Origin of the sequence: Pseudomonas sp. 2848, assembly GCF_003253945.1 — a bacterium.
GTDB lineage: Bacteria > Pseudomonadota > Gammaproteobacteria > Pseudomonadales > Pseudomonadaceae > Aquipseudomonas.
This window is the reverse complement of record NZ_QKZD01000011.1, coordinates 1-19951: the sequence shown is the minus strand read 5'-3', so window position 1 is coordinate 19951 and position 19951 is coordinate 1. Positions and strand designations below refer to the sequence as shown.

The 19951-nt window shown below is 64.3% G+C and carries 19 protein-coding genes and 2 pseudogenes; 14 read left to right on the top strand and 7 right to left on the bottom strand.

What is annotated here, in order from left to right; genetic code table 11:
- Positions 1–27: 27 nt before the first annotated feature.
- The 3 genes from DFS21_RS20765 (at position 28) to DFS21_RS20755 (ending at position 2819) form a co-directional block, all read left to right on the top strand.
- Complete coding sequence (locus DFS21_RS20765; RefSeq protein WP_023631150.1) at positions 28–1338, top strand: C4-dicarboxylate transporter DctA; 1311 nt, start codon at positions 28–30, stop codon at positions 1336–1338.
- Between the two features lie 70 nt (positions 1339–1408).
- The gene (locus tag DFS21_RS20760; protein ID WP_102683223.1) at positions 1409–2110 is read left to right on the top strand and encodes a FadR/GntR family transcriptional regulator; all 702 of its coding nucleotides are present in this window, start codon (positions 1409–1411) and stop codon (positions 2108–2110) included.
- A gap of 19 nt (positions 2111–2129) precedes the next feature.
- Positions 2130–2819 carry a GntR family transcriptional regulator gene (locus DFS21_RS20755; RefSeq protein ID WP_094011277.1) on the top strand — a complete coding sequence of 230 codons (690 nt, stop codon included), beginning with the start codon at positions 2130–2132 and terminating at the stop codon, positions 2817–2819.
- Between the two features lies 1 nt (position 2820).
- Here the strand turns inward: DFS21_RS20755 and DFS21_RS20750 are convergent, their stop codons facing one another.
- Entirely contained in the window at positions 2821–3372 is a 552-nt protein-coding gene (locus tag DFS21_RS20750; RefSeq protein ID WP_111533017.1) for an isochorismatase family protein, read from the bottom strand.
- 87 nt (positions 3373–3459) lie between these two features.
- Between DFS21_RS20750 and DFS21_RS20745 the strand changes: the two genes are divergently transcribed.
- Positions 3460–3903 carry a GNAT family N-acetyltransferase gene (locus DFS21_RS20745; RefSeq protein WP_110700983.1) on the top strand — a complete coding sequence of 148 codons (444 nt, stop codon included), beginning with the start codon at positions 3460–3462 and terminating at the stop codon, positions 3901–3903.
- A gap of 98 nt (positions 3904–4001) precedes the next feature.
- Positions 4002–5006 carry a hypothetical protein gene (locus tag DFS21_RS20740; protein WP_046854870.1) on the top strand — a complete coding sequence of 335 codons (1005 nt, stop codon included), beginning with the start codon at positions 4002–4004 and terminating at the stop codon, positions 5004–5006.
- A 19-nt stretch (positions 5007–5025) separates the two neighbouring features.
- On the opposite strand, the gene DFS21_RS20735 is transcribed toward DFS21_RS20740, so the two are convergent.
- Entirely contained in the window at positions 5026–5454 is a 429-nt protein-coding gene (locus DFS21_RS20735) for a PACE efflux transporter (protein ID WP_110704599.1), read from the bottom strand.
- Between the two features lie 100 nt (positions 5455–5554).
- Here DFS21_RS20735 and DFS21_RS20730 point away from each other — a divergent pair, with 100 nt between their 5' ends.
- The 3 genes and pseudogenes from DFS21_RS20730 to DFS21_RS27385 all read left to right on the top strand — a co-directional run bounded on the left by DFS21_RS20730 (position 5555) and on the right by DFS21_RS27385 (position 8470).
- On the top strand, positions 5555–6433 hold the full coding sequence (locus DFS21_RS20730; protein WP_110704597.1) for a LysR family transcriptional regulator: 879 nt from the start codon (positions 5555–5557) through the stop codon (positions 6431–6433).
- Positions 6434–6583: 150 nt separating this feature from the next.
- Positions 6584–7615, top strand: a pseudogene (locus DFS21_RS27390) (cache domain-containing protein); the annotation flags it as partial.
- Positions 7616–7729: 114 nt separating this feature from the next.
- Positions 7730–8470 (top strand): methyl-accepting chemotaxis protein, encoded by a 741-nt coding sequence (locus DFS21_RS27385; protein ID WP_371918154.1) that lies wholly within the window; start codon positions 7730–7732, stop codon positions 8468–8470.
- 99 nt (positions 8471–8569) lie between these two features.
- Here the strand turns inward: DFS21_RS27385 and DFS21_RS20720 are convergent, their stop codons facing one another.
- On the bottom strand, positions 8570–8944 hold the full coding sequence (locus DFS21_RS20720) for a RidA family protein (RefSeq protein WP_110704595.1): 375 nt from the start codon (positions 8942–8944) through the stop codon (positions 8570–8572).
- A 209-nt stretch (positions 8945–9153) separates the two neighbouring features.
- Between DFS21_RS20720 and DFS21_RS20715 the strand changes: the two genes are divergently transcribed.
- Positions 9154–9939 (top strand): sulfite exporter TauE/SafE family protein, encoded by a 786-nt coding sequence (locus DFS21_RS20715; protein WP_110704593.1) that lies wholly within the window; start codon positions 9154–9156, stop codon positions 9937–9939.
- Positions 9940–9972: 33 nt separating this feature from the next.
- Here DFS21_RS20715 and DFS21_RS20710 read toward each other — a convergent pair whose 3' ends face one another.
- Positions 9973–11016, bottom strand: a complete 1044-nt coding sequence (locus DFS21_RS20710) for a DUF1176 domain-containing protein (protein ID WP_158539565.1) — start codon at positions 11014–11016, stop codon at positions 9973–9975.
- A gap of 40 nt (positions 11017–11056) precedes the next feature.
- Positions 11057–12097, bottom strand: a complete 1041-nt coding sequence (locus DFS21_RS20705) for a DUF1176 domain-containing protein (protein WP_158539564.1) — start codon at positions 12095–12097, stop codon at positions 11057–11059.
- A 150-nt stretch (positions 12098–12247) separates the two neighbouring features.
- On the opposite strand from DFS21_RS20705, the gene DFS21_RS20700 reads away from it, so the two are divergent.
- Positions 12248–12820 (top strand): biliverdin-producing heme oxygenase, encoded by a 573-nt coding sequence (locus DFS21_RS20700; protein WP_111533015.1) that lies wholly within the window; start codon positions 12248–12250, stop codon positions 12818–12820.
- Between the two features lie 6 nt (positions 12821–12826).
- Here the strand turns inward: DFS21_RS20700 and DFS21_RS20695 are convergent, their stop codons facing one another.
- Positions 12827–13198 carry a hypothetical protein gene (locus tag DFS21_RS20695; RefSeq protein WP_110704584.1) on the bottom strand — a complete coding sequence of 124 codons (372 nt, stop codon included), beginning with the start codon at positions 13196–13198 and terminating at the stop codon, positions 12827–12829.
- A gap of 240 nt (positions 13199–13438) precedes the next feature.
- On the opposite strand from DFS21_RS20695, the gene DFS21_RS20690 reads away from it, so the two are divergent.
- The 3 genes and pseudogenes from DFS21_RS20690 to DFS21_RS27375 all read left to right on the top strand — a co-directional run bounded on the left by DFS21_RS20690 (position 13439) and on the right by DFS21_RS27375 (position 16331).
- Positions 13439–13888, top strand: coding sequence for a GNAT family N-acetyltransferase (locus DFS21_RS20690; RefSeq protein WP_110704582.1), 450 nt, complete (start codon positions 13439–13441; stop codon positions 13886–13888).
- Between the two features lie 490 nt (positions 13889–14378).
- A pseudogene (locus DFS21_RS27380) lies at positions 14379–15476 on the top strand (cache domain-containing protein); the annotation flags it as partial.
- Between the two features lie 75 nt (positions 15477–15551).
- The gene (locus DFS21_RS27375) at positions 15552–16331 is read left to right on the top strand and encodes a methyl-accepting chemotaxis protein (protein WP_371918347.1); all 780 of its coding nucleotides are present in this window, start codon (positions 15552–15554) and stop codon (positions 16329–16331) included.
- 96 nt (positions 16332–16427) lie between these two features.
- On the opposite strand, the gene DFS21_RS20680 is transcribed toward DFS21_RS27375, so the two are convergent.
- Entirely contained in the window at positions 16428–18317 is a 1890-nt protein-coding gene (locus DFS21_RS20680) for a propionyl-CoA synthetase (RefSeq protein WP_102685355.1), read from the bottom strand.
- Positions 18318–18470: 153 nt separating this feature from the next.
- Between DFS21_RS20680 and DFS21_RS20675 the strand changes: the two genes are divergently transcribed.
- Positions 18471–19766 carry a leucine-rich repeat-containing protein kinase family protein gene (locus DFS21_RS20675; protein ID WP_110704576.1) on the top strand — a complete coding sequence of 432 codons (1296 nt, stop codon included), beginning with the start codon at positions 18471–18473 and terminating at the stop codon, positions 19764–19766.
- Positions 19767–19951 lie beyond the last annotated feature (185 nt).

The following is a 19951-nucleotide window of genomic DNA, read 5'->3' as shown; positions in this document are numbered from 1 at the left end:
CAAGGACACCGACCAGAGACCCCTCCCATGCTCAAATGGTGTTCGCGTTCGATTTTCCTCCAGGTTGTGCTCGGCCTCGCTCTCGGCGTGATCTGCGGCCTGAGCTTCCCCGACCTGTCCCTGCAACTCAAACCCCTGGGTGACGGCTTCATCAAGCTGATCAAGATGCTCATCGGCCTGATCGTGTTCTGCGTGGTGGTCAGCGGCATTTCCGGCGCCGGCGACCTGAAGAAGGTCGGGCGCATCGGCCTGAAGTCAGTGATCTACTTCGAGGTGCTGACCACCCTGGCCTTGGTCATCGGCCTGGTGTTCGCCTTCTCCACCGGCATCGGCAGCGGCGCCAACATCCACCTCGACCAGCTGTCCAGCGCGGATGCCGGCGCCCTGGCCGACCGTGGCGCGCATATCCACAGCACCACCACCTTCCTCATGGACCTGATCCCCACTTCGGTGGTGGGCGCCTTCGCCGACAACAACATCCTCCAGGTGCTGCTGTTCTCGGTATTGTTCGGCAGCGCGCTGAACCTGGTCGGTGAGTCGGCCTCGGGCATTTCGCGGCTGATCAACGAGCTCAGCCATGTAATCTTCCGCATCATGGGCATGATCGTGCGCCTGGCCCCCATCGGTGTGTTCGGCGCCATCGCCTTCACCACCAGCAAATACGGCCTGAGCTCGCTGCAGCACCTGGGCGGCCTGGTGGCACTGTTCTACCTGACCTGCGCCGGCTTCGTGCTGATCATCCTCGGCACGGTGATGCGTCTGTCCGGGCTCAAGCTGCTGCCGTTCATCAAGTACCTGCGCGAAGAACTGTCCATCGTCCTCGGCACTGCCTCCTCTGACGCCGTGCTGCCCCAGGTGATGCGCAAGCTCGAGCACCTCGGTATCGGTAGCTCCACCGTCGGCCTGGTGATCCCCACGGGCTACTCGTTCAACCTCGATGGTTTCTCGATCTACCTGACCCTGGCCATCGTGTTCATCGCCAACGCCACCGGCACGCCGCTGGCCATGACCGACCTGCTGACCATTCTTCTGGTGTCGCTGGTGACTTCCAAGGGCGCCCACGGCATCCCAGGTTCGGCCCTGGTGATCCTCGCCGCCACCCTGACCGCGGTCCCGGCGATCCCGGTGGTCGGCCTGGTGCTGGTGCTGGCAGTCGACTGGTTCATGGGTATCGGCCGGGCGCTGACCAACCTGATCGGCAACTGCGTCGCCACCGTGGCCATCGCCCGCTGGGAGAAGGACATCGACCTGGAACGCGCCAACAATGTGCTGGCCAACAAACCCGGCTTCGCCCCGGCCACCCGCAAGCAGGGCCAACCCCATCAACAGGAATTCTAAGCCCAAGGCCGCCGGCGCCCCGCGCCGGCCCGCCAAGGGCCAAGATGCAGCGTCAACCAAGGAGCGAACCGTGATCAGCTCTTCGACCGTAGTCAATTCAGTGGTGGAGAAACTCCGCCAGGCCCTGGCCCGTGGCCAGTGGCGCAGCGGTGACATGCTGCCCGGCCAGCGCGAGCTGGCCGAACAGCTGGGCATCAGCCGGCCCAGCCTGCGCGAGGCGGTGATCGTGCTGGAAACCCTGGGCCTGGTGCGCTCGATGCCGGGCAAGGGCGTGCTGGTGCTCGATGCCGACGCCAGCCAGGCGCAAGAGCCGGACACCATCGCCGAGGCCAGCCTGGCCGACGTGCTCGAGCTGCGCTACACCCTTGAGCCTTTCATTGCCGGCCTGGTGGCGCAATCGGCCGGCAGCCAGGACATCGGCCAGTTGCGCCTGACCCTGATGGACATGCGCGAAGCCCTCGACGTCGGCGACAGCGAGGCTGGCATCAATGCCTACATCGCCTTCCACGAGGCGCTGTTCGCGCTGACCACCAACCCGATCTTCCAGAGCGTCGTGCAGCAGACCGGCAACGCCCTCAAGCAGAGCGCCGACATGCTGCGCAACTCGCCCGAGCACCTGGCCGCGCGCCTGAGCGAGAACGAGGCGGTGGTGCGCGCCATCCGCGAGCGCAACAGCGCCAAGGCCAGCCAGCAGATGCGCCAGCACATCCTCGCCGAAGGCCAGCGCATGGGCATCGCCCTGAACATCCCGGACGACCAACCAGGCAACTGATCAAAGAAGGAGAGCGACAATGACCGCCTGTGCCCAAGCCGCCCCCCGCCTGCCTGCCCTGCTCGGTGCCGGCGAGACCCGCCTGTCGGCGGAACAAATCTACCCCCGCCTGTTCGATGCCATCCTCGAACAACGCCTGCCACCCGGCAGCGCCCTGCCCGAGCAGGCGCTGGGCAATGCTTTCGGCGTCAGCCGCACAGTGATCCGCCGGGTGCTCGGGCGCCTGTCCGACCAGCAGGTGGTAGTGCAGCGCCCCAGCCACACCGCGCACCTGGCCGCTCCCGACCCTGAGCAGGCGCGCCAGGTGCTCAGCGCCCGGCGCCTGGCCGAGACCACGCTGATCGGCCTGGCCACCCAGCGCGCGCGCCCGGCACAGATCCGCCAACTACGCCAACTGGTCGAGCGCGAACGCCAGCACCATGAACGCGGCGAACGCTGCACGGCCATTCGCCTGGGCGGCGAGTTCCACATGAAGCTGGCGCAGATGGCCGCCAACGCGCCGCTGGCGCGTTTTCTCAATGGCCTGGTACCCATGACTTCGCTGATCATCGCCCGCTACGAAGCGCCCTGCTGCGAGCACTGCGCCTGGCAGGAACATGCGGCGATCATCGACGCGGTGGAAAACGGCGACGGCCAGGCAGCGCTGGGCCTGATGCATGAACATCTGGACCGCCTCGAGGCCAAACTCGATCTGGATCAGGCCGGCTGAATCAAGCGAACGCCACGGCCTCGACGCCGGGCAGGATCTGCACTTCGTCCCCCAGCGACCACTCCGCCGCCCTGGCTGCCAGGGCGGCGGGCACACCCGGCGAGCCGCCAGGGCCGGAGGGCACGTCGTAGGTGGCGTGGGCATCGTGGGGCAGCAACACTTCGAAGCCCCTTTGCAGCGCGGCACGGGCAGTGGCAGCCAGGCACATCTCCGAGAGCACACCACACAGGGCCAGGCGCCGGGCCCCGAGGGCGTTGAGCAGGGTTTGCAAAGCGGTTTCGAGAAAGCCATCGTCCTCGGTCTTGAACAGCACGTGCTCGCCCCGCGCAGGCGGAAAGTACAGCTCCCAGCCGGCACTGTGCGGGGCATCCGGGCTGCCCGGCGCACCGTCGTTCTGCAGGAAGATCACCGGCACCCCGGCCTGGCGGGCGCGGCCAAGCAAACGGGCGATGCTCTGCTGCAAGGCCAGGTGGCCAGGCACCGCATCGGCGCCCTCCATGAAAGCGCACTGCACATCCACCAGCAGCAAGGCGTCGGCCTTGGCACCCTTCATCAGCAGCTCTCCTGTTCGCGGACGCAATGCCGAGCATAGCGCAATGCCGTACCCTAAAACCGATTACCAAAATGCCTGGGAGGGCCTATGAACTTCACTATCGCGCCAGTCGGCGCGCAACACTACGATCGGCTGGCCGATCTGTGGGAAGCCTCGGTGCGGGCGACCCACGACTTCCTGCCCGCGGGCTACATCGAGCGCCTGCGCCCGCTGGTACGCGAGCAGTACCTGGGTTTTGTCCAGCTGCGTGCCTGGGCGGACGGCGCCGGCCATATACAGGGGTTTGCCGGGGTGCATGATGGCAAGCTGGAAATGCTCTTCGTCGACCCGGCCTGCCGTGGCCAAGGCATCGGCAAAGCCTTGCTGGCCCACGTGGTCGATGAGCTGGGCGTACGAGAAGTCGATGTCAACGAACAGAACCCACAGGCCGTGGGGTTCTACCTCAAGCTGGGCTTCGTCCAGGTCGGACGCAGCGAGGTGGATGGACAAGGCGATCCGTTCCCGTTGCTGCACCTGAAACGGGTGGGCTGACGCGCTCCCCGCGATGAGGCCCTCAAGACAAACCTATACTTCGGTTAATCACCCAGCCTCTCGCCAAGGGGGCAATCCGCGTGAAATCGATCCTCGCGATGGTTCCGCTCTGCCTCTTGCTGGCCCTCGCCGGCTGCGCCGGCAAACGCCCACCCGCCCCGCCCCCGCCGCAGAACCTGCCTCCGGCCGTCTGGCAGCGCATCGACCAGGACATCATCGAGGCCTCGGTCGCCGCTGCGGGCTCGGCCAACGACTACGCCCGGCGTTCCATGCGCGTGTGGAAAGAGCAAGTGCAGCAACGCACCGAGAACGACTTCATCCCCTGGTTCACCGGTTACTGGACCCAGCAGTGGCTCACGCTCAAGGTCGCCTGGTACAAGATGAACAGTGGCAATGGCCAGGAGCCAGCTGAAAAGCGCCTGGGCCTTTATCTGCAGGAACAGTACCGCGAACGGGTCATCGACCCGGTGGCCGAACAGATCAACCCCGAGGGCATTCGCGACCGCGCCAGCGAACTGTACCTGCAACTGCTCGGCCAGCAACTGCCGACCATCATCCAGCGCTACAACGCCCCGCCCGAGCAGTTCAGCCAGCGCCTCAACCGCATCCCGATCATCGCCCTGGGCCCGCCGGATGCACGCAATGCCTCGCTTTACCAACTGCTGCGGGCCAAGTCGCTGGACCAACAGCTGGCCTGGCAGTCCCTGCGCCAGCACCTGCACCAACAGGCCGCCAAGGCCCCCGGGCAGACCGAGGCAGGGTTGTCGTCGGTGGCCACCCAGGCCAGCGAGAAACTTGGCGCCACACTGGCGCCACGCGGTGCCGCCAGTGCCATCGCGGCGGCCGTGGGCAAGGCGGCAGGGGCGTTGATCTCGGTGGCGGCAACCGGCTACGGCATCATCACCCACGACCGTGAACAGCCGCAGATGGTCGAGCAACTGCGGGTGATCCTCAATGTGGCGCTGAACCAGGAATGGCAGGAGCTGATGGAGAATCGCCAGAGCGGCGCCATGGCCGGGGTGTATTACCTGTCGGGGCAGGTGGAGGACAGCTTGCTCGGGAGCCGGTCACAGGAACCGTTGCTGATTCGCCTGCCGCCATGACCCCGCGCAGGTGGCACGTTCAGGCAGTCGCCAGCGCCGAAGTCGGCAGCCCGAAGATGCGGTCGAACGCCCAGTTGTAGACGAAGGTGTAGCACGGCACCAGGATGATGAATGCCAGATCCACCATCAACGCCTCCAGAAGGGTCATGTTAAGCCACCAGGCGATCAGCGGGATCAGGTACACCACCAGGGTCAGCTGGAAGCCGATGGCATGCGCCACCCGCCGCCCGAGGCTGCGCCCGCGGGTGGCCTGGTAGCTCTCCCACCACTCGAACAGGCTGTTGTAGATGAGGTTCCAGGCCATGGCGATGGTGGTGATCATCACTGCCAGGGGGCCGGTGTGCGAAGCCTGGGTGTCGGACAGGTAGGCCAGGCCCAGGGTCGACATGCACAGGCCAATCAGTTCATAGAAGGTCACGTAGACCAGTTTGCGTTTGAGTCCTTGCACGGGATTACCTTGTTGCGGATATGACGAAGGCGCGCAGAATGCATCAACAGGCTTGACAGAAAAAGTCAGCAGCTTTCAGATTTACTGAAAGGAGACTGCCATGAACTTTTCCAGCGATACCATCCTGCTGTTCCTCGCCGTACTCGACCGCGGTTCGTTCTCGGCTGCCGCGCGAGCGCTAGGGCGGGTACCCTCGGCGGTGAGCATGGCCATCGGCAACCTCGAGGCCGAGCTTGGCTACCCGCTCTTCGAGCGTGGGTCGCGGGAGGCACGCCCGACCGCCCAGGCCCAGGCCCTGGAGCCCCATGCCCGGCTGATCGCCGAACAACTGGGGCTGTTGGAAGTGCATGCGCTGGAGCTGTCGCGTGGGCTGGAAAGCAGCCTGGCCATCGCCGTGGTGCCGGATATCGACCAGCGCCCGTTACTCGGGGCCATCACCCGCCTGGGCGAGCGCTACCCGCTGCTGGACATCGAACTGCTCGCCGCCCCGCAGGAAGAGGCCCTGCAACTGCTCGACAGTGGCCGGGTGCGCCTGTGCCTGGCCTTCGCCGGGCTGCAGGTGGACCCGCGACGCAGCTTCCAGCACATCGCCCTGGAATCGCTGGTGGCCACCCTGTCGCCACGCCACCCCGCACTGTGCGAAGGACGCATCCGCAACCTTGAAGACCTGGTCAACCTGCGCCAGATCCTGGTATGCAGCCGCGACCTGCCATTGAGCGATCCCCGCTCGCTGATCGGCACCTCGCACTGGCGCACCGACAGCCTGGACCTGGCCCTGCAGATGGTCGAGGCCGGCCTGGGCTGGGGCGACCTGCCGCTGGCCCGGGTGGCGCCGCTGCTTGCGGACGGACGCCTGGTCCGCCTGCAATTTCAGAATACCCGCAACGAATTGCAACTGCCGGTGAACGCCTTCTGGCTCAAACAGCAACCCCTCGGCCAGGCGGCCAGGACGTTGGTGAGCCTGTTGGCTTCGAAATGATTTGTCACCTTGGCAGGCCGATTCGGCCAACTACTGCGACATTTAGTCTTTCAACATTTTTCAGAATCGGCCGATAGCGTTGCAACAGGCTCCGCCACTCGTGCCACAAGCACGCGGCGCCCTCCTTTCACTGGCTCAAGGTCTCGAAACATGAACCTGAAATTCCGCCACAAGATCCTGCTCAGTGCCTGCGCCGTCGTTGTACTGGCCTTCGCCCTGTTCACCCTCTACAACGACTACCTGCAACGCAACACCATTCGCCAGAACATCGAGTCTTCGGTGCGCCAGGCCGGCGCGCAGACCGCCAGCAGCGTGCAGAACTGGATGAGCGGGCGCATCCTGGTCCTGGAAAACCTGGCCCAGGACATCGCCCAGCAAGGTGCCGGCAGCAACGTGCCGGGCCTGGTCGACCAGCCGTCGTACACCAGCAACTTCCAGTTCACCTATTTTGGCCAGAACACCGGCCTGTTCACCCAGCGCCCCGATGCCAAGATGCCTGACGGCTACGACCCGCGTCAGCGCCCCTGGTACACCCAGGCCGTGGCCGCCAACCAGACGATGCTGACCCCGCCCTACATGGCCGCAGTGGGTGGCCTGGTGGTGACCATCGCCATGCCGGTCAAGGCCAAGTCCAGCGGCGAGCTGATCGGCGTGGTCGGCGGCGACCTGAGCCTGAACACCCTGGTCGACATCATCAACGCCGTGGACTTCGGCGGCCTTGGCCACGCCTTCCTGGTCGACCGCAATGGCCAGGTGATCGTCAGCCCGGACAAGGACCGGGTGATGAAGAACCTCAAGGACATCTACCCAGGCTCGCCGCTGCGTGTCGAATCCGGCATCCAGGAAGTCAGCCTCGATGGCAAGGACCGCATCATCTCTTTCGCTCCGGTGGACGGCCTGCCATCGGCGCAGTGGTACATCGGCCTGTCGATCGATAAAGAAAAAGCCTACGCCCCGCTGAGCCAGTTCCGTACCTCGGCCATCATCGCCATGCTCATCGCCGTGGCCGTCATCGCCGGCCTGCTCGGCCTGCTGATCCCGGTACTGATGCGCCCGCTGACCACCATGGGCCGCGCCATGCAGGACATCGCCGAAGGCGAAGGCGACCTGACCCGCCGCCTGACCGTCGAGCAGAAGGACGAGTTCGGCGAGCTGGCCACCTCGTTCAACCGTTTCGTCGAGCGTATCCACGCCTCGATCAGCGAAGTGTCCTCGGCCACCCGCCTGGTGCATGACCTGTCGGAAAAGGTCGTGGTCGCCTCAAATGCCTCGCTCACCGGTTCCGAAGAGCAGAGCATGCGCACCAACAGTGTCGCCGCGGCGATCAACGAACTGGGCGCCGCCACCCAGGAAATCGCCCGCAACGCCGCCGACGCCTCGCAGCACGCCAGCGGCGCCAGCGAACAGGCCAACGGTGGCCGCCAGGTGGTCGAAGAGGCGATCAGCGCCATGACCGCCCTGTCCGAGCGCATCAGCGAGTCCTGCGAGCAGATTGAGACCCTCAACGCCAGCACCGACGAAATCGGCAAGATCCTCGACGTGATCAAGGGCATCTCCCAGCAGACCAACCTGCTGGCGCTCAACGCCGCCATCGAGGCCGCCCGTGCCGGTGAAGCCGGGCGTGGTTTCGCCGTGGTTGCCGACGAAGTGCGCAACCTGGCCCACCGCACCCAGGAATCGGCCGAAGAGATCCACCGCATGATCACCAGCCTGCAGGTCGGCTCGCGTGAGGCGGTGCACACCATGAACACCAGCCAGGTCTCCAGCGAAGAGACCGTTCAGGTGGCCAACGAGGCCGGTGAGCGCCTGGCCAGTGTCACCCAGCGTATCGGCGAGATCGACGGCATGAACCAATCGGTGGCCACCGCCACCGAAGAGCAGACCGCCGTGGTCGAGAGCCTGAACCTGGACATCACCCAGATCAACGCACTGAACCAGCAAGGGGTGGAGAACCTCAACGACACCCTGCGCCACTGCGACGCCCTGAGCCAGCAGGCCGGGCGCCTGAAGCAACTGGTGGGCAGCTTCCGCATCTGACCTGCCGCCCGCTCCTGTGTGTGTTGCAGGAGCGGGCTCCCTCCGCGATCACGGCCTTCGATCACATCGGCGAATGCGCAGGCATTCTTCAGCTACTCCCTACTCGCCGACGAACGCCTGCACCTCGATCTCCACATCGACCCCCAATGCCAGCGCCGATGCCACCGTCGAACGCACCGGTAGCGCTGCGCCAAAGAACTCTTTGTAGACCTCGTTGAAGCCGGCGAAATGGCTCATGTCCGACAGCCAGACCGTGCATTTCACTACCTGGTCGAAACGCGCACCAGTCACTGCCAGGCTCTCGGCGATACGCTCGCAGGCCGCTCGGGTCTGTGTCTGGATATCACCGCGTACCACTTCGCCACTGGCGCTCATCGGCACCTGGCCGGACAGGAACAGGAAGCCCCCGGCCTTCACTGCACGGGAAAAAGGAAACGGCAGGCTGCTGGGAAAACGCTGGATGTCATTGCTCATGGAACGCTCCTTTCATGGTTGGCTGAATCGTGCCCGGGACAGTCGAGCGGGCCAGCTCCCGGTAAACCCACTCTGGTTAACCGTGGATTTTCAGGAGCGTACCGCCACAGCATGGTTATAACCTAATAACGAACAAGTCTATTTGGCTATAAAAAAATCTATATGCTGGCACTCATCCGATCACGGGCAAGCTGGGCGTCGAGTAGCGTATGGATGTAGGTTCTTTCGGTTTCACCCTTGCGGGCCTGATCGTAGGCTTCATCGTCGGCATGACCGGCGTCGGCGGCGGTTCGCTGATGACCCCGATCCTGCTGTGGTTCGGCATCAACCCGGCCACCGCCGTGGGCACCGACCTGCTCTATGCCGCCATCACCAAAGCCAGCGGCGTCTGGGTGCATGGCCGCAACAAGAACATCGACTGGAAGATCACCGGCTGGTTGAGCCTGGGCAGCGTCCCGGCCGCCGCGCTGACCCTGTGGTTCCTCAGCACCCTGCACACCGACACCTCGGCGCTCAACGCCATCATCAAGCAGGGCCTGGCGGTGGTGCTGATCCTCACCGCCCTGGCGATCCTGTTCAAGTCGCGCCTGCAGGCCTTCGCCAGCAAGCATGCCGGCGACCACTACCACCTCAGCGACCGTACCCTGAACATCCTCACCGTGATCACCGGCGTTGTGCTGGGCGTGATGGTCACCCTCACCTCCATCGGCGCTGGCGCGCTGGGCACCGTGGCGCTGTTCCTGCTCTACCCGTTCCTGGTCACCCGCCGCCTGGTCGGCACCGAGATCGCCCACGCCGTGCCGCTGACCCTGGTGGCCGGCCTGGGTCATGCCGGTATGGGCAACATGGACTGGTCGCTGCTGGGCTACCTGCTGCTGGGCTCACTGCCGGGGATCTACCTGGGCAGCCACCTGACCGGGCGCATCTCCGACCGCGTGCTGCGGCCTTGCCTGGCAACCATGCTGTTGCTGATCGGCTACAAGCTGGCGTTCTGAACCTCGTGCCTGACCGATAGAAGGCGCTTTGAGCTATTCCTGCACACGCCATAGCACCGGCCAGAACTGCGGTTTCACATACCCGCAGCGATCAAGCCGCGCCACACGCTCGGGGCGCATGCGCTCACCGTCGTAACGCCACTGCTGGATCAGCCCGCAACCACGCTCTACCTGGCTTTTGTCAGTGGCAAACAATTGGCCGCTCTGCGCATCGAACGCTACATGGCCACTCAGACGCGGCGCCAGCAACGGCGTCGGCACCTCGAAGGCCATTTCGCTGATCTGGTAGGGCGCGGCGCGGGACACTCGATACAGGTAATTGGCGCAGAACTCGCCACTGCACCCCACGTTGAGAATGACCAGGACATTGGCTGCGTCCAGCGGGTGCACCTCGTAATGGCTGTTGCTCATGCCTGGCACATCGCCTTCGACATTCGCCTGGCCTTTTACCACCCGGCCGATTTCATGGGCCTGCTCGTCGCTCATGCGCGGCGCGGCGATGAACTGTGGCAACACCACGGTATCGGGAGCGCCAGGCACATCAGCAGCGGGCGCATCTCCCACTTTTACCAGGGCATCGGCATGCCCCACCCGGCCCTGCACGGCATCAATGGCCAACAGCGCGCCACTGAGCCCCTGCAAGGACGCGACCAGCTCGCCATCCTCGGTCAACGAACTCAGGCGGGTACCGTTGCGCAACCGACGTATGAGCGCCAGCGCCTCATCGTCTTCCAGCAGCAGGTCGAAATCATATTCAAGCTGGATGCGCTGCCAGTTGGCCGACAGTGCCTGCCCATCGAGCAGCACCTGCTCCGCAAACGCCGGGCCCACGCGCAGGGTCAGCTCGAGCGCACCCTGTGGCCCCGCCTCGCGCCTTATGATGGTCTGCAGCCCAGCCATCAGGTCGTCGTCGATGGCCATTACCGCCGTGCAGGCACGGGTGTTGTCGCAGCCAACCGCCCAGTCCTTGATCTGCCGGTACATCGGCACCGCTTCGAGCGGTGCCTGGGCGCTCTCGGCCTGCACGACCGATGGCGTCATGAGCGTCAGCAGCAATGCCACGCGCGGGTGTTTCATCCATTGCCATGGCGTTATCCCTGAAGTCCGCTTCACACGTTCAACCTTCACTGCGCCAGAGCACCGGCCAACTGTCGGTGCCCACTTCGGCACAGCGGTCCATCCGTGACAGCCTGAGCAAGCGCATGCGCATGCCATCGTAGCGCCAGCTTTCCTCGACCCCGCAACTGCCGGGATAGTCGTCCTTGGCATAGCTGTGAAGCTCGCCTTTGCCAGGGTAGAACTCGATGGCGTCGCGCATCCGGCTGATCACCACCGCGCTCGATGGCGCCTCGAACTCCAGCGGCCCAAGGGTGTAAGGCGCTTCACGCGACACCTTGTACAGCGCGTAGAGGCAATGGAAGTCGTTGCAGTTGTAGCTGAGCAATGCCAGCGCATGCTGGTCGTCCAGGGCATGCAGCTCAAGCTTGGGAGCGACATCGTATTCGTTCTTCAACTGGTCCTCGGCGGCGGCCTTGGCCATCACCACTTGGGTGATGCCCGCTTGCTCCTGCGCGCCAAGGGCCGTAGCTGCCACAAAGGCCGGCACCTGGGGTTTGGCCGGAGTTGGCAACTGCGCATCGGCAACGCTGTCGCCGGGGCGTATCAGCGCACTGTAGTGGCCGATTCGGCCCTGCACCGCATCCATCAGCAGCAAGGCGGCGCTCAGCCCCTGCAGCGAACTCACCCGCTCCCCTGGCCGGGTGTCGTCCACCAGGCGCTGGCCATTGCGCAATTGCCGCAACACGGCATAGGCATCGGCGCCCTCCAGTTCCAGGGTGGTCTCGACACCGCGGGTCATGCGCCAGGGGGCGACCAGCAGCTGGCCGTCGAGCATGGGCTCGCCCGACCAGTCGGTGCTCCCCACCAGGGTAAGGTGCAGGTTGCCCCAGGCGCCAGCCTCACGCTGCACCAGCATGCCCACTCGCATCCGCTCCGGGTGATCGGCCAGGACCGCAGTGCAGAAACGCGTGTTGTCGCAGCCTACAATCCAGTCCTTGATCTCCCGGTATACCGGTACCGGCTCTGGTTCCGCCGCGGCGGCCAGGCCCGGTAGCAACGCCAGCCCCAGGGCCAGCCAGTTCCATGTTGTTGCGCGCATCGTGCTGCATTCCTGTCTTGGCGGTGAAAGCCTCGTTCCAGAGGCGGCGCAATGATTCCACAGTTCAAGGGCCAGGTGCGTAAAATCGGCACTGGTGATTGCGTCGCCTGATCTGGCAGTATCGAATGCCATAACGCCAGAGCCGCCGTCATGTCCGCTACCGTCAGCCCGTTGCTGCTTGCCCTGCGCGAAGGTACCCGCGCCTGCCACCAGAGGCTGGAAGCGCGGCTGCCTTTCTTCAGCGAGGGCTTCGACCGCGCGGCCTACGCCGACCTGCTCGGGGCCTACCATGGCTTCCATGCGCCGCTTGATTTGCTGCTGGGCGTCTACCAGAGCGCCGAACGCCACAAGACGCCAATTCTGTCACGCGACTTGGACGCCCTGGCCATCGACATCGAAGCGCTGCCCCGGTGCCACGCCCTGCCTCGCATCGATGACGAAGCCAGCGCGCTTGGGGTGATGTATGTACTGGAAGGCTCCACGCTCGGTGGCCAAGTGCTCAAGCGGGCCATGGCCGAACGCCTGGGTATCGACGCCGACAACGGCGGTGCGTTCCTCGACGTCTACGGCCCGCTGACCGGCGCACGCTGGCGCAGCTTCCTCGAGCGGCTGGCTGCCGCCCCCCCTGAGCCCACCGCCCAGGCCCGGACGGTAGAAGCCGCTGTCGACACTTTCACCTGCTTCGAACAGTGGCTCGAAGAACGACAGGTGCTGGCCTGCTGAACTCCCTCACCGACGGCACTGGTGCAACAGCGACGTTACCAGTGGCGTCATCCCGATGGCCACCACGCACAAGCCACCGCACAACAATGCAAATCCCAGTGCCCGCAACGGGTGCAAGGTATTGAAGAACGCCAGCACCAGCAGCACCAGCAACAGCGCCAGCCAGTAGCGAACTGCCGCCCTTGGAATGGCCACCATCAACAGGTTGAAGAGTACGAAGGCGTAAAACACCAGCATCGTCGCCAAGCCGACGCTGACACCTCGCGCCATCGGCTGGCCGACATGCTGCCGGTAGAGATCGAAGCCAAGGCTCAAGATAAAGGGAAAAGCCACACACACCAGTGCGTGCAGCAGGAAGCGGGAAAGCAGCGGCAACATTCGTCCTTGATCCTGGAGTCGGCCAAAGGTTGCGCATGGCCGTGAGTGAGGAAAGCAGATGCTAATGCCCTGAATAGACGCCAGCAAGCCGCAGCCCCATTGGTCGGCAAACACTCGTGACAAAGACCTGCTTTTCCGACTTTGCGGCACGCAGCAGAATCCCTACGTCTGTGTTTCATGAAATCCTGCAGGATCGCCCCCACAGCAAAGGCGCTGGACAACCTGATAGCGAGCCCCAACATGAACGTCATTGCCTGTGACCTGCACCACCTGGACGCCACCGCGGACCTCTTCAACCAGTACCGGATGTTCTACCAGGAGGCGGATGACCTCCCCGCTTCCCGTGCTTTCCTCAAGGCCAACCTCGAAACCGGCAACTCACGGATCTACCTGCTGCTGGACGACGAGGGTCAGGCCATCGCCTTTGCCCAGCTGTACCCGGCCACCTGCTCGCTGGCGATGAAGCGCTTCTACTGGCTGTATGACCTGTTCGTCGTCCCCCACGCCCGCAGGGGCGGTCATGCCCGTTACCTGATGCAGCAACTGATCGGGATCTTCCAGGCCGAGGGCGCGCAGCGGTTAAGCCTGGACACCGCCAGGAGCAACCTTGCCGCCCAGGCGCTGTATGAATCGCTGGGGTATGAGGCCGAGCAGGAATTCGTGACCTATCACAAGGTGCTCGATCACTGAAGGTAGCCATGGGAGCTTTCGATATCCGCTTTCGCTCAGCGCGAGGGAGGCAGCTATACGCGGGTGTGCAAGACCGTGGAGTAGGAACCCGGCTGGCCCGAAGGCCTCCCACGTATAGCCGCCATTGAGCGACTTGGACCACATCCTCGGGCTTGCACACCCGGTCGTTGAATTGGCAACGACAGGGCGAGATTAGGGAATGCGGCTGGCCAGAACAACAGCTGAAAGGCCGCAAAAGCATGCTTGGGAAACGTCCTACATGAAATAGGGAAAGTCTTAGTAATCGTCCTGAATCAACAGCTCAGACCTCTTCGTGGGGCAAACCCGCTCCTACGCATCTTTGCTACTTGCCCGCCAAGTCAGGACAATTTCTGAATTTCCTGTACACGAAATATCTACTAAAGGTTTATATTCCGCCCGCCGAAACAGAAAAAGTAGCAAGTGGCCACCATCCTAGCGAAGCGGCCATGTACACCCTTCACACTCACGGATGGGCGTCACGATGAAAATAAAAAACAAACTGATCCTGGCCTTCGTACTGGTGGCCTTCATCCCGGTCGCCCTGGTTGGCGGCATCTCGGTGCTGAACATCCGCAGCGAGGCGGTCGATCAGTTCCTCGACAGCAGCACCCGGGAAATTCGCCAGATCGACGGCAACATGCGCCAGTTCTTTGATGGCACGCTGCAGAACGTCGATCAGATGGCCAAGGATCCTGTATACACCTCGGTCACCTCGCTCAAGGACTACACCGGCCCCGATGCCGCCAGCCAGCCGATGCCCGAGGCTGCGCAACGGGTCATCGACGCCTTCGCCCGCTACGGCACCACTCACCCGGCAGCGGCGATCCTTTCAATCGGCCTGGAAGACGGCAGCTACGCCAAATGGCCGGATGACCCACAGCTGGCCAAGTACGACCCGCGCACCCGCCCCTGGTACAAGGCCGCCATGGCCAGCCCGGACAAGACGGTGCGCACCGCCGCGTACTACTACGACAAGGACGACGTGGCCCTGGTCGGCACCGCCCGTGCGCTGCTCGACGTGGCCGGCAAGGCCAAGGGCGTGTTCGTGGTCAGCGTGTCGCTGAAGAACCTCACCGAACTGGTCAAGAGCATCAAGCTGGGCGACAGCGGCTACGTGATGCTGATCGAGGACGGCACCGTGCTGGTCGACCCGCGCAACGCCGGGCACAGCTTCAAGCAGCTCAAGGACCTCGGCGCGCCGTACGCGGCGTTGGCCGCCACCGAACAAGGCGCCACCGAGGTGGTGATCGATGGCGTGCGCTACATGGCCAATGTGTGGACCTCCCCAGGCCTGGGCTGGCGCTTCGTCGGGCTGATCGAGTACAACGAGGTCATGGCCGCGGCCACTCGCATGACCTATGTCACGGCGGTGATCGTGGTGCTGCTGGCGCTGATCTTCGCCGGGGTGGCGGCAGCGTTCTCGCGGGTGATCGTCAAGCCCATCGGCCAGGTGAGCACCGGCCTGCAGTCGATCGCCGAAGGTGAAGGCGACCTGCGCCGCGACCTGCAGGTCCAGGGCAAGGATGAAACCGCCGAGCTGGCCGGCTGGTTCAACAAGTTCCTCGCCGCCATCCGTCAGCTGATCCAGCGCATCGGCGCGGCCTCCACCAATCTGCACGAAGCCTCGCGCAGCAACAGCGAGATGGCCGGCAACATGAACGAGGCCGCCGGTCGCCAGCGAGAAGCAGTGGAGCTGGTGTCCACCGCGTTCAACGAGATGGTCGCCACCGCCAACGAGGTGGCGCGCTCGTGCAGCAGCGCCGCAGATGCCGCCGAACATGGGCACCGGCGGGTGGCCGAGGGCAAGCAGCAAATCGAGGCGACCACCGACAACGTCAATCGCCTGGGCCGGCGCCTGAGCGAGTCGTCCCAGGCCATGGTCGAGCTGGAAGAAGGCAGCCGCAGCATCAACCAGATCCTCGGCACCATCCGCGCCATCGCCGAGCAGACCAACCTGCTGGCGCTCAACGCCGCGATCGAGGCCGCCCGGGCCGGCGATCAGGGGCGTGGTTTCGCGGTGGTGGCCGACGAGGTACGGGCACTGGCCAAGCGCACCGCCGATTCCACCGGCGAGATCGACCAATTGCTCAATACCCTCGGCGGCAAGACCCATGAGGTCTCGCAAAAGATGGAAAGCTGCCTGGACCTGTCGCGGGCCAGCGTGACGTCAATCGAAAGCGCGCGTGACAGTTTCGAGGGTATCCAGCTGTCGGTGAACGAGATCCGCGACCAGAACCTGCAGATCTCGGCGGCCGCCGAGGAGCAGCACAGCGTCGCCGAGGAGATCAACCGACACATCCAGCAGATCTACGACGAGGCGCGACTGGTGGAGGGGCTGGCCAGCTCTGCGCAGGCCGACTCTGGCAGGCTGGCGCAGTTGTCGGATGAGCTGAACGGGTTGGTGGGGCGCTTCAAGTCGTAAGGCATCCAGCAGTTGGGGCCGCCAGGCGGCCCTTTTGCCGCGGTTCGTCGCCACGACAAGCCGACTCCCCACAGGCGATGCTGCACCGCGATGGCATCACCCCGCCCTGGGCAAGTCTGCCAACACGCCTTCGATCTCCCCTAGCACCGCCGGATCATCCAGCGTCGATGGCGCCGTGTAGGCCTGCCCATCGGCGATCTTGCGCAGCACCGCCCGCAGGATCTTGCCGGAGCGGGTCTTGGGCAGGCGCTTGACCAGGCGCACGCGGTTGAAGCAGGCCAGTGCGCCGATCTGTTCGCGCACATCCGCCACCAACTCGCCCTGCAGTTGCGCCTCGCCAATGCCCTGCCCGTCCTTGAGCACCACCAGCGCCAATGGTACCTGGCCTTTGATCTCGTCGTGCACACCAATCACCGCGCACTCGGCCACCGCCGGATGACGCGCCACCAGGTCCTCCATTTCCCCGGTCGACAAGCGATGCCCCGAGACATTGATCACGTCATCGGTGCGCCCCATGATGTAGACGAAGCCGTCTTCATCCAGGTAGCCGCCGTCGCCGGTGTGGTAGTAACCGGGGTAGCTCTGCAGGTAGGCCTGCAGGTAGCGTTGGTGATCGCCCCAGAGCGTCTGGCTGCAACCCGGTGGCAATGGCAGGGCGATCACGATAGCGCCCTGTTGATTGGGCCCCAACGGCTTGCCTTCGTCATCCAGCACCTGCACGTGGTACCCCGGCACCGCCCGGTTGCTCGAGCCCGGCCGCGCCGCGCTGCCTTCGAGCCCGACACAGGGCGCAGTCACCGGCCAGCCGGTCTCGGTCTGCCACCAATGGTCGTGCACCGGCTTGCTGCTGACCCGCTCGAGCCATTCATGGGTACTGGAGTCGAGTTTCTCCCCGGCCAGGAACAGCTGGCGCAACGAATCGAGATTGTGACGGCGGATCAGCGCGCCTTCCGGATCTTCCTTGCGGATGGCGCGCATGGCGGTGGGCGCGCAGAACAAGCCATTGACCTGATATTGTTCCACCACCCGCCAGTAGGCCGAGGCGTCCGGCGTGCGGATCGGCTTGCCCTCGTAGAACACCGTGGTGCACCCGCTCATCAGTGGCCCGTACACGATCAGCGAATGGCCCACCACCCAGCCGACGTCCGAGATCCCCCACCATACGTCCCCAGCCCGCATGCCGTAGACATGACGCATGGCATAACACAACGCCACTGCGTTGCCGCCATTTTCGCGGACGATACCCTTGGGTTTACCGGTGGTGCCGGAGGTGTACATGATGTACAGCGGATCGCCGGCGTCCAGCTCAACGGGGGCGACCGGCGCGGCCCCGAGCAAGGCCTGCTGCCAGTCCAGGTCACGCCCGGGCTGCAGTTCGGCGCTCGCCTGCGGGCGCTGCAACACCAGCACATGCCGCGGTTGGTGGCGAGCCAGCTGCAGGGCGCGATCGACCAGCGGCTTGTACTCGATCACGCGGTCGAACTCCAGGCCGCAGGAAGCCGTCAGCAGCAGGGCCGGCCGGGCATCGTCGATGCGCAGGGCCAGCTCGTTCGCGGCGAAGCCGCCGAATACTACGGAATGCACCGCACCAATGCGGGCGCAGGCGAGCATGGCCATGGCGGCCTGGGGCACCATCGGCATGTAGATGATCACGCCATCGCCCTTGCGCACACCCAACGAACGCAACAGTCCCGCCAAGCAAGCCACTTCATCACGCAGCTGGTGATAGGTGAACGTCTGTTGCACGCCAGTCACTGGCGAGTCGTAGATCAGCGCCAGTTGTTCACCGCGCCCCTGCTCGATCTGATGGTCAAGGGCCAGGTAGCAACTGTTGAGGCGGCCATCGGCGAACCAACGGTGGGTACCATCGGCGTTCTGCTGCAAGGTTACGGTCGGCTTGCGCTGCCAGGCGAGCTGCTCGGCCTGGGCCTGCCAGAAGCTGGCGGGGTCGGAGATGGAATGGGCGTAACTGTGCTGATAGGTCATTGGTTCGCAACCCGGTACTTGTTGTTATTGAAGGGCGAACCCTGAGTATGGACCGAGGCCGGCGGCCCGCCATCGGACTTAAGTCGCAACCCATATGCAGATTTGCCGCACCCGAGCGCCTACAATGGCCAGCCACGTCTAGCGAACAGTCCCATGCATACCCTCGAAGACCTGCGTGCCGGTCGCCTGCACGGCATCACGCGCCTGAATCTCTGCCAGAACCTGACCCATTTTCCCCAGGAGATCTTCGCACTTGGCGACAGCCTCGAAGTGCTCGACCTGAGCGGCAACAGGCTGAGCGAACTGCCCGAGGACCTGCACCGCCTCAACCGGCTCAAGGTGCTGTTCTGCTCCAACAATCAGTTCACCCACCTGCCCCACGCCATCGGCAGCTGCCAGGCCCTGGAAACCGTAGGCTTCAGAAGCAACCGCATCAGCCGGGTCGATGCCCAGGCCTTGCCACACTCGCTACGCTCACTGGTGCTCACCGACAACGTGTTGGAGCAATTGCCCGAGGCACTGGGGGACTGCGCACACCTGCAAAAGCTCATGCTTGCCGGCAATCGCCTCACCGACCTGCCCGCAAGCCTGGCGCGCTGCCACCGCCTGGAACTGCTGCGCATCGCCAGCAACCGCCTGGGCGCCCTACCCGACTGGTTGCTGCTCATGCCACGCCTGGCCTGGCTGGCCTATGCGGACAATCCATTACCCCATGGCTTTGTCGCACCTGCCACGGACGACCATTGCCCTACCCTTCACTGGCAGGATATCCAACTAGAAGAAGAGCTCGGCCGTGGTGCCTCAGGGTTGATTCACCGCGCCCACTGGCGCGGCCAGGAAGCACCGGTTGCGGTCAAGCTGTACAAGGGCGCGATCACCAGCGACGGTTCGCCACTGGCGGAGATGAGCGCCTGTATCGCCGCTGGCCACCATCCGCAGCTGGTGCGCCTGGCTGGGCGCATTGACGATCATCCAGATCAACTGCCCGCCTTGGTGATGCAACTGATCGACGCGCACTGGTCGAACCTGGGCGGCCCGCCTAGCCTCGACAGCTGCACCCGCGACCGTTATCCGGCCGACCGCCAGTTGACCAAGCTGGCTCTGCGTCGCCTTGTCAGCGGTATTGCCTCGGTCTGTGCCCACCTGCATGGGCGTGGCTTGAGCCATGGCGATCTGTATGCCCACAACATCCTGTTCGACGAAGATGGCCAGTGCCTGCTGGGCGACTTCGGCGCCGCCTCGTTCCACCCTCAGGACCAAAGCCTTGCGGCATCGGCACTCGAACGACTGGAAGCGAGGGCATTTGGCATTCTTGTCGAGGAATTGCTGGGGTGCGGTGACGAGCAGGACACAACACTGAAACAACTCGCTGAGCGCTGCCAGCAGGCCGACGTATTGGCCCGTCCTGCCTTCAATGAGTTGGTGGCGCTGCTTGGAGATTGTCACTGACACGGCGATGAAGCCTGGCCTGAACATTCGTGGGAGCGGCGTTCCGACAAGCCCGCTCCCACAACGGAGGAGGTTGACTTGCCAAACGCGCAAAGACAAAACCCCTACCTGCTCGCGCAGATAGGGGTTTTGCGAAATGAATCTTGACGATGACCTACTCTCACATGGGGAAACCCCACACTACC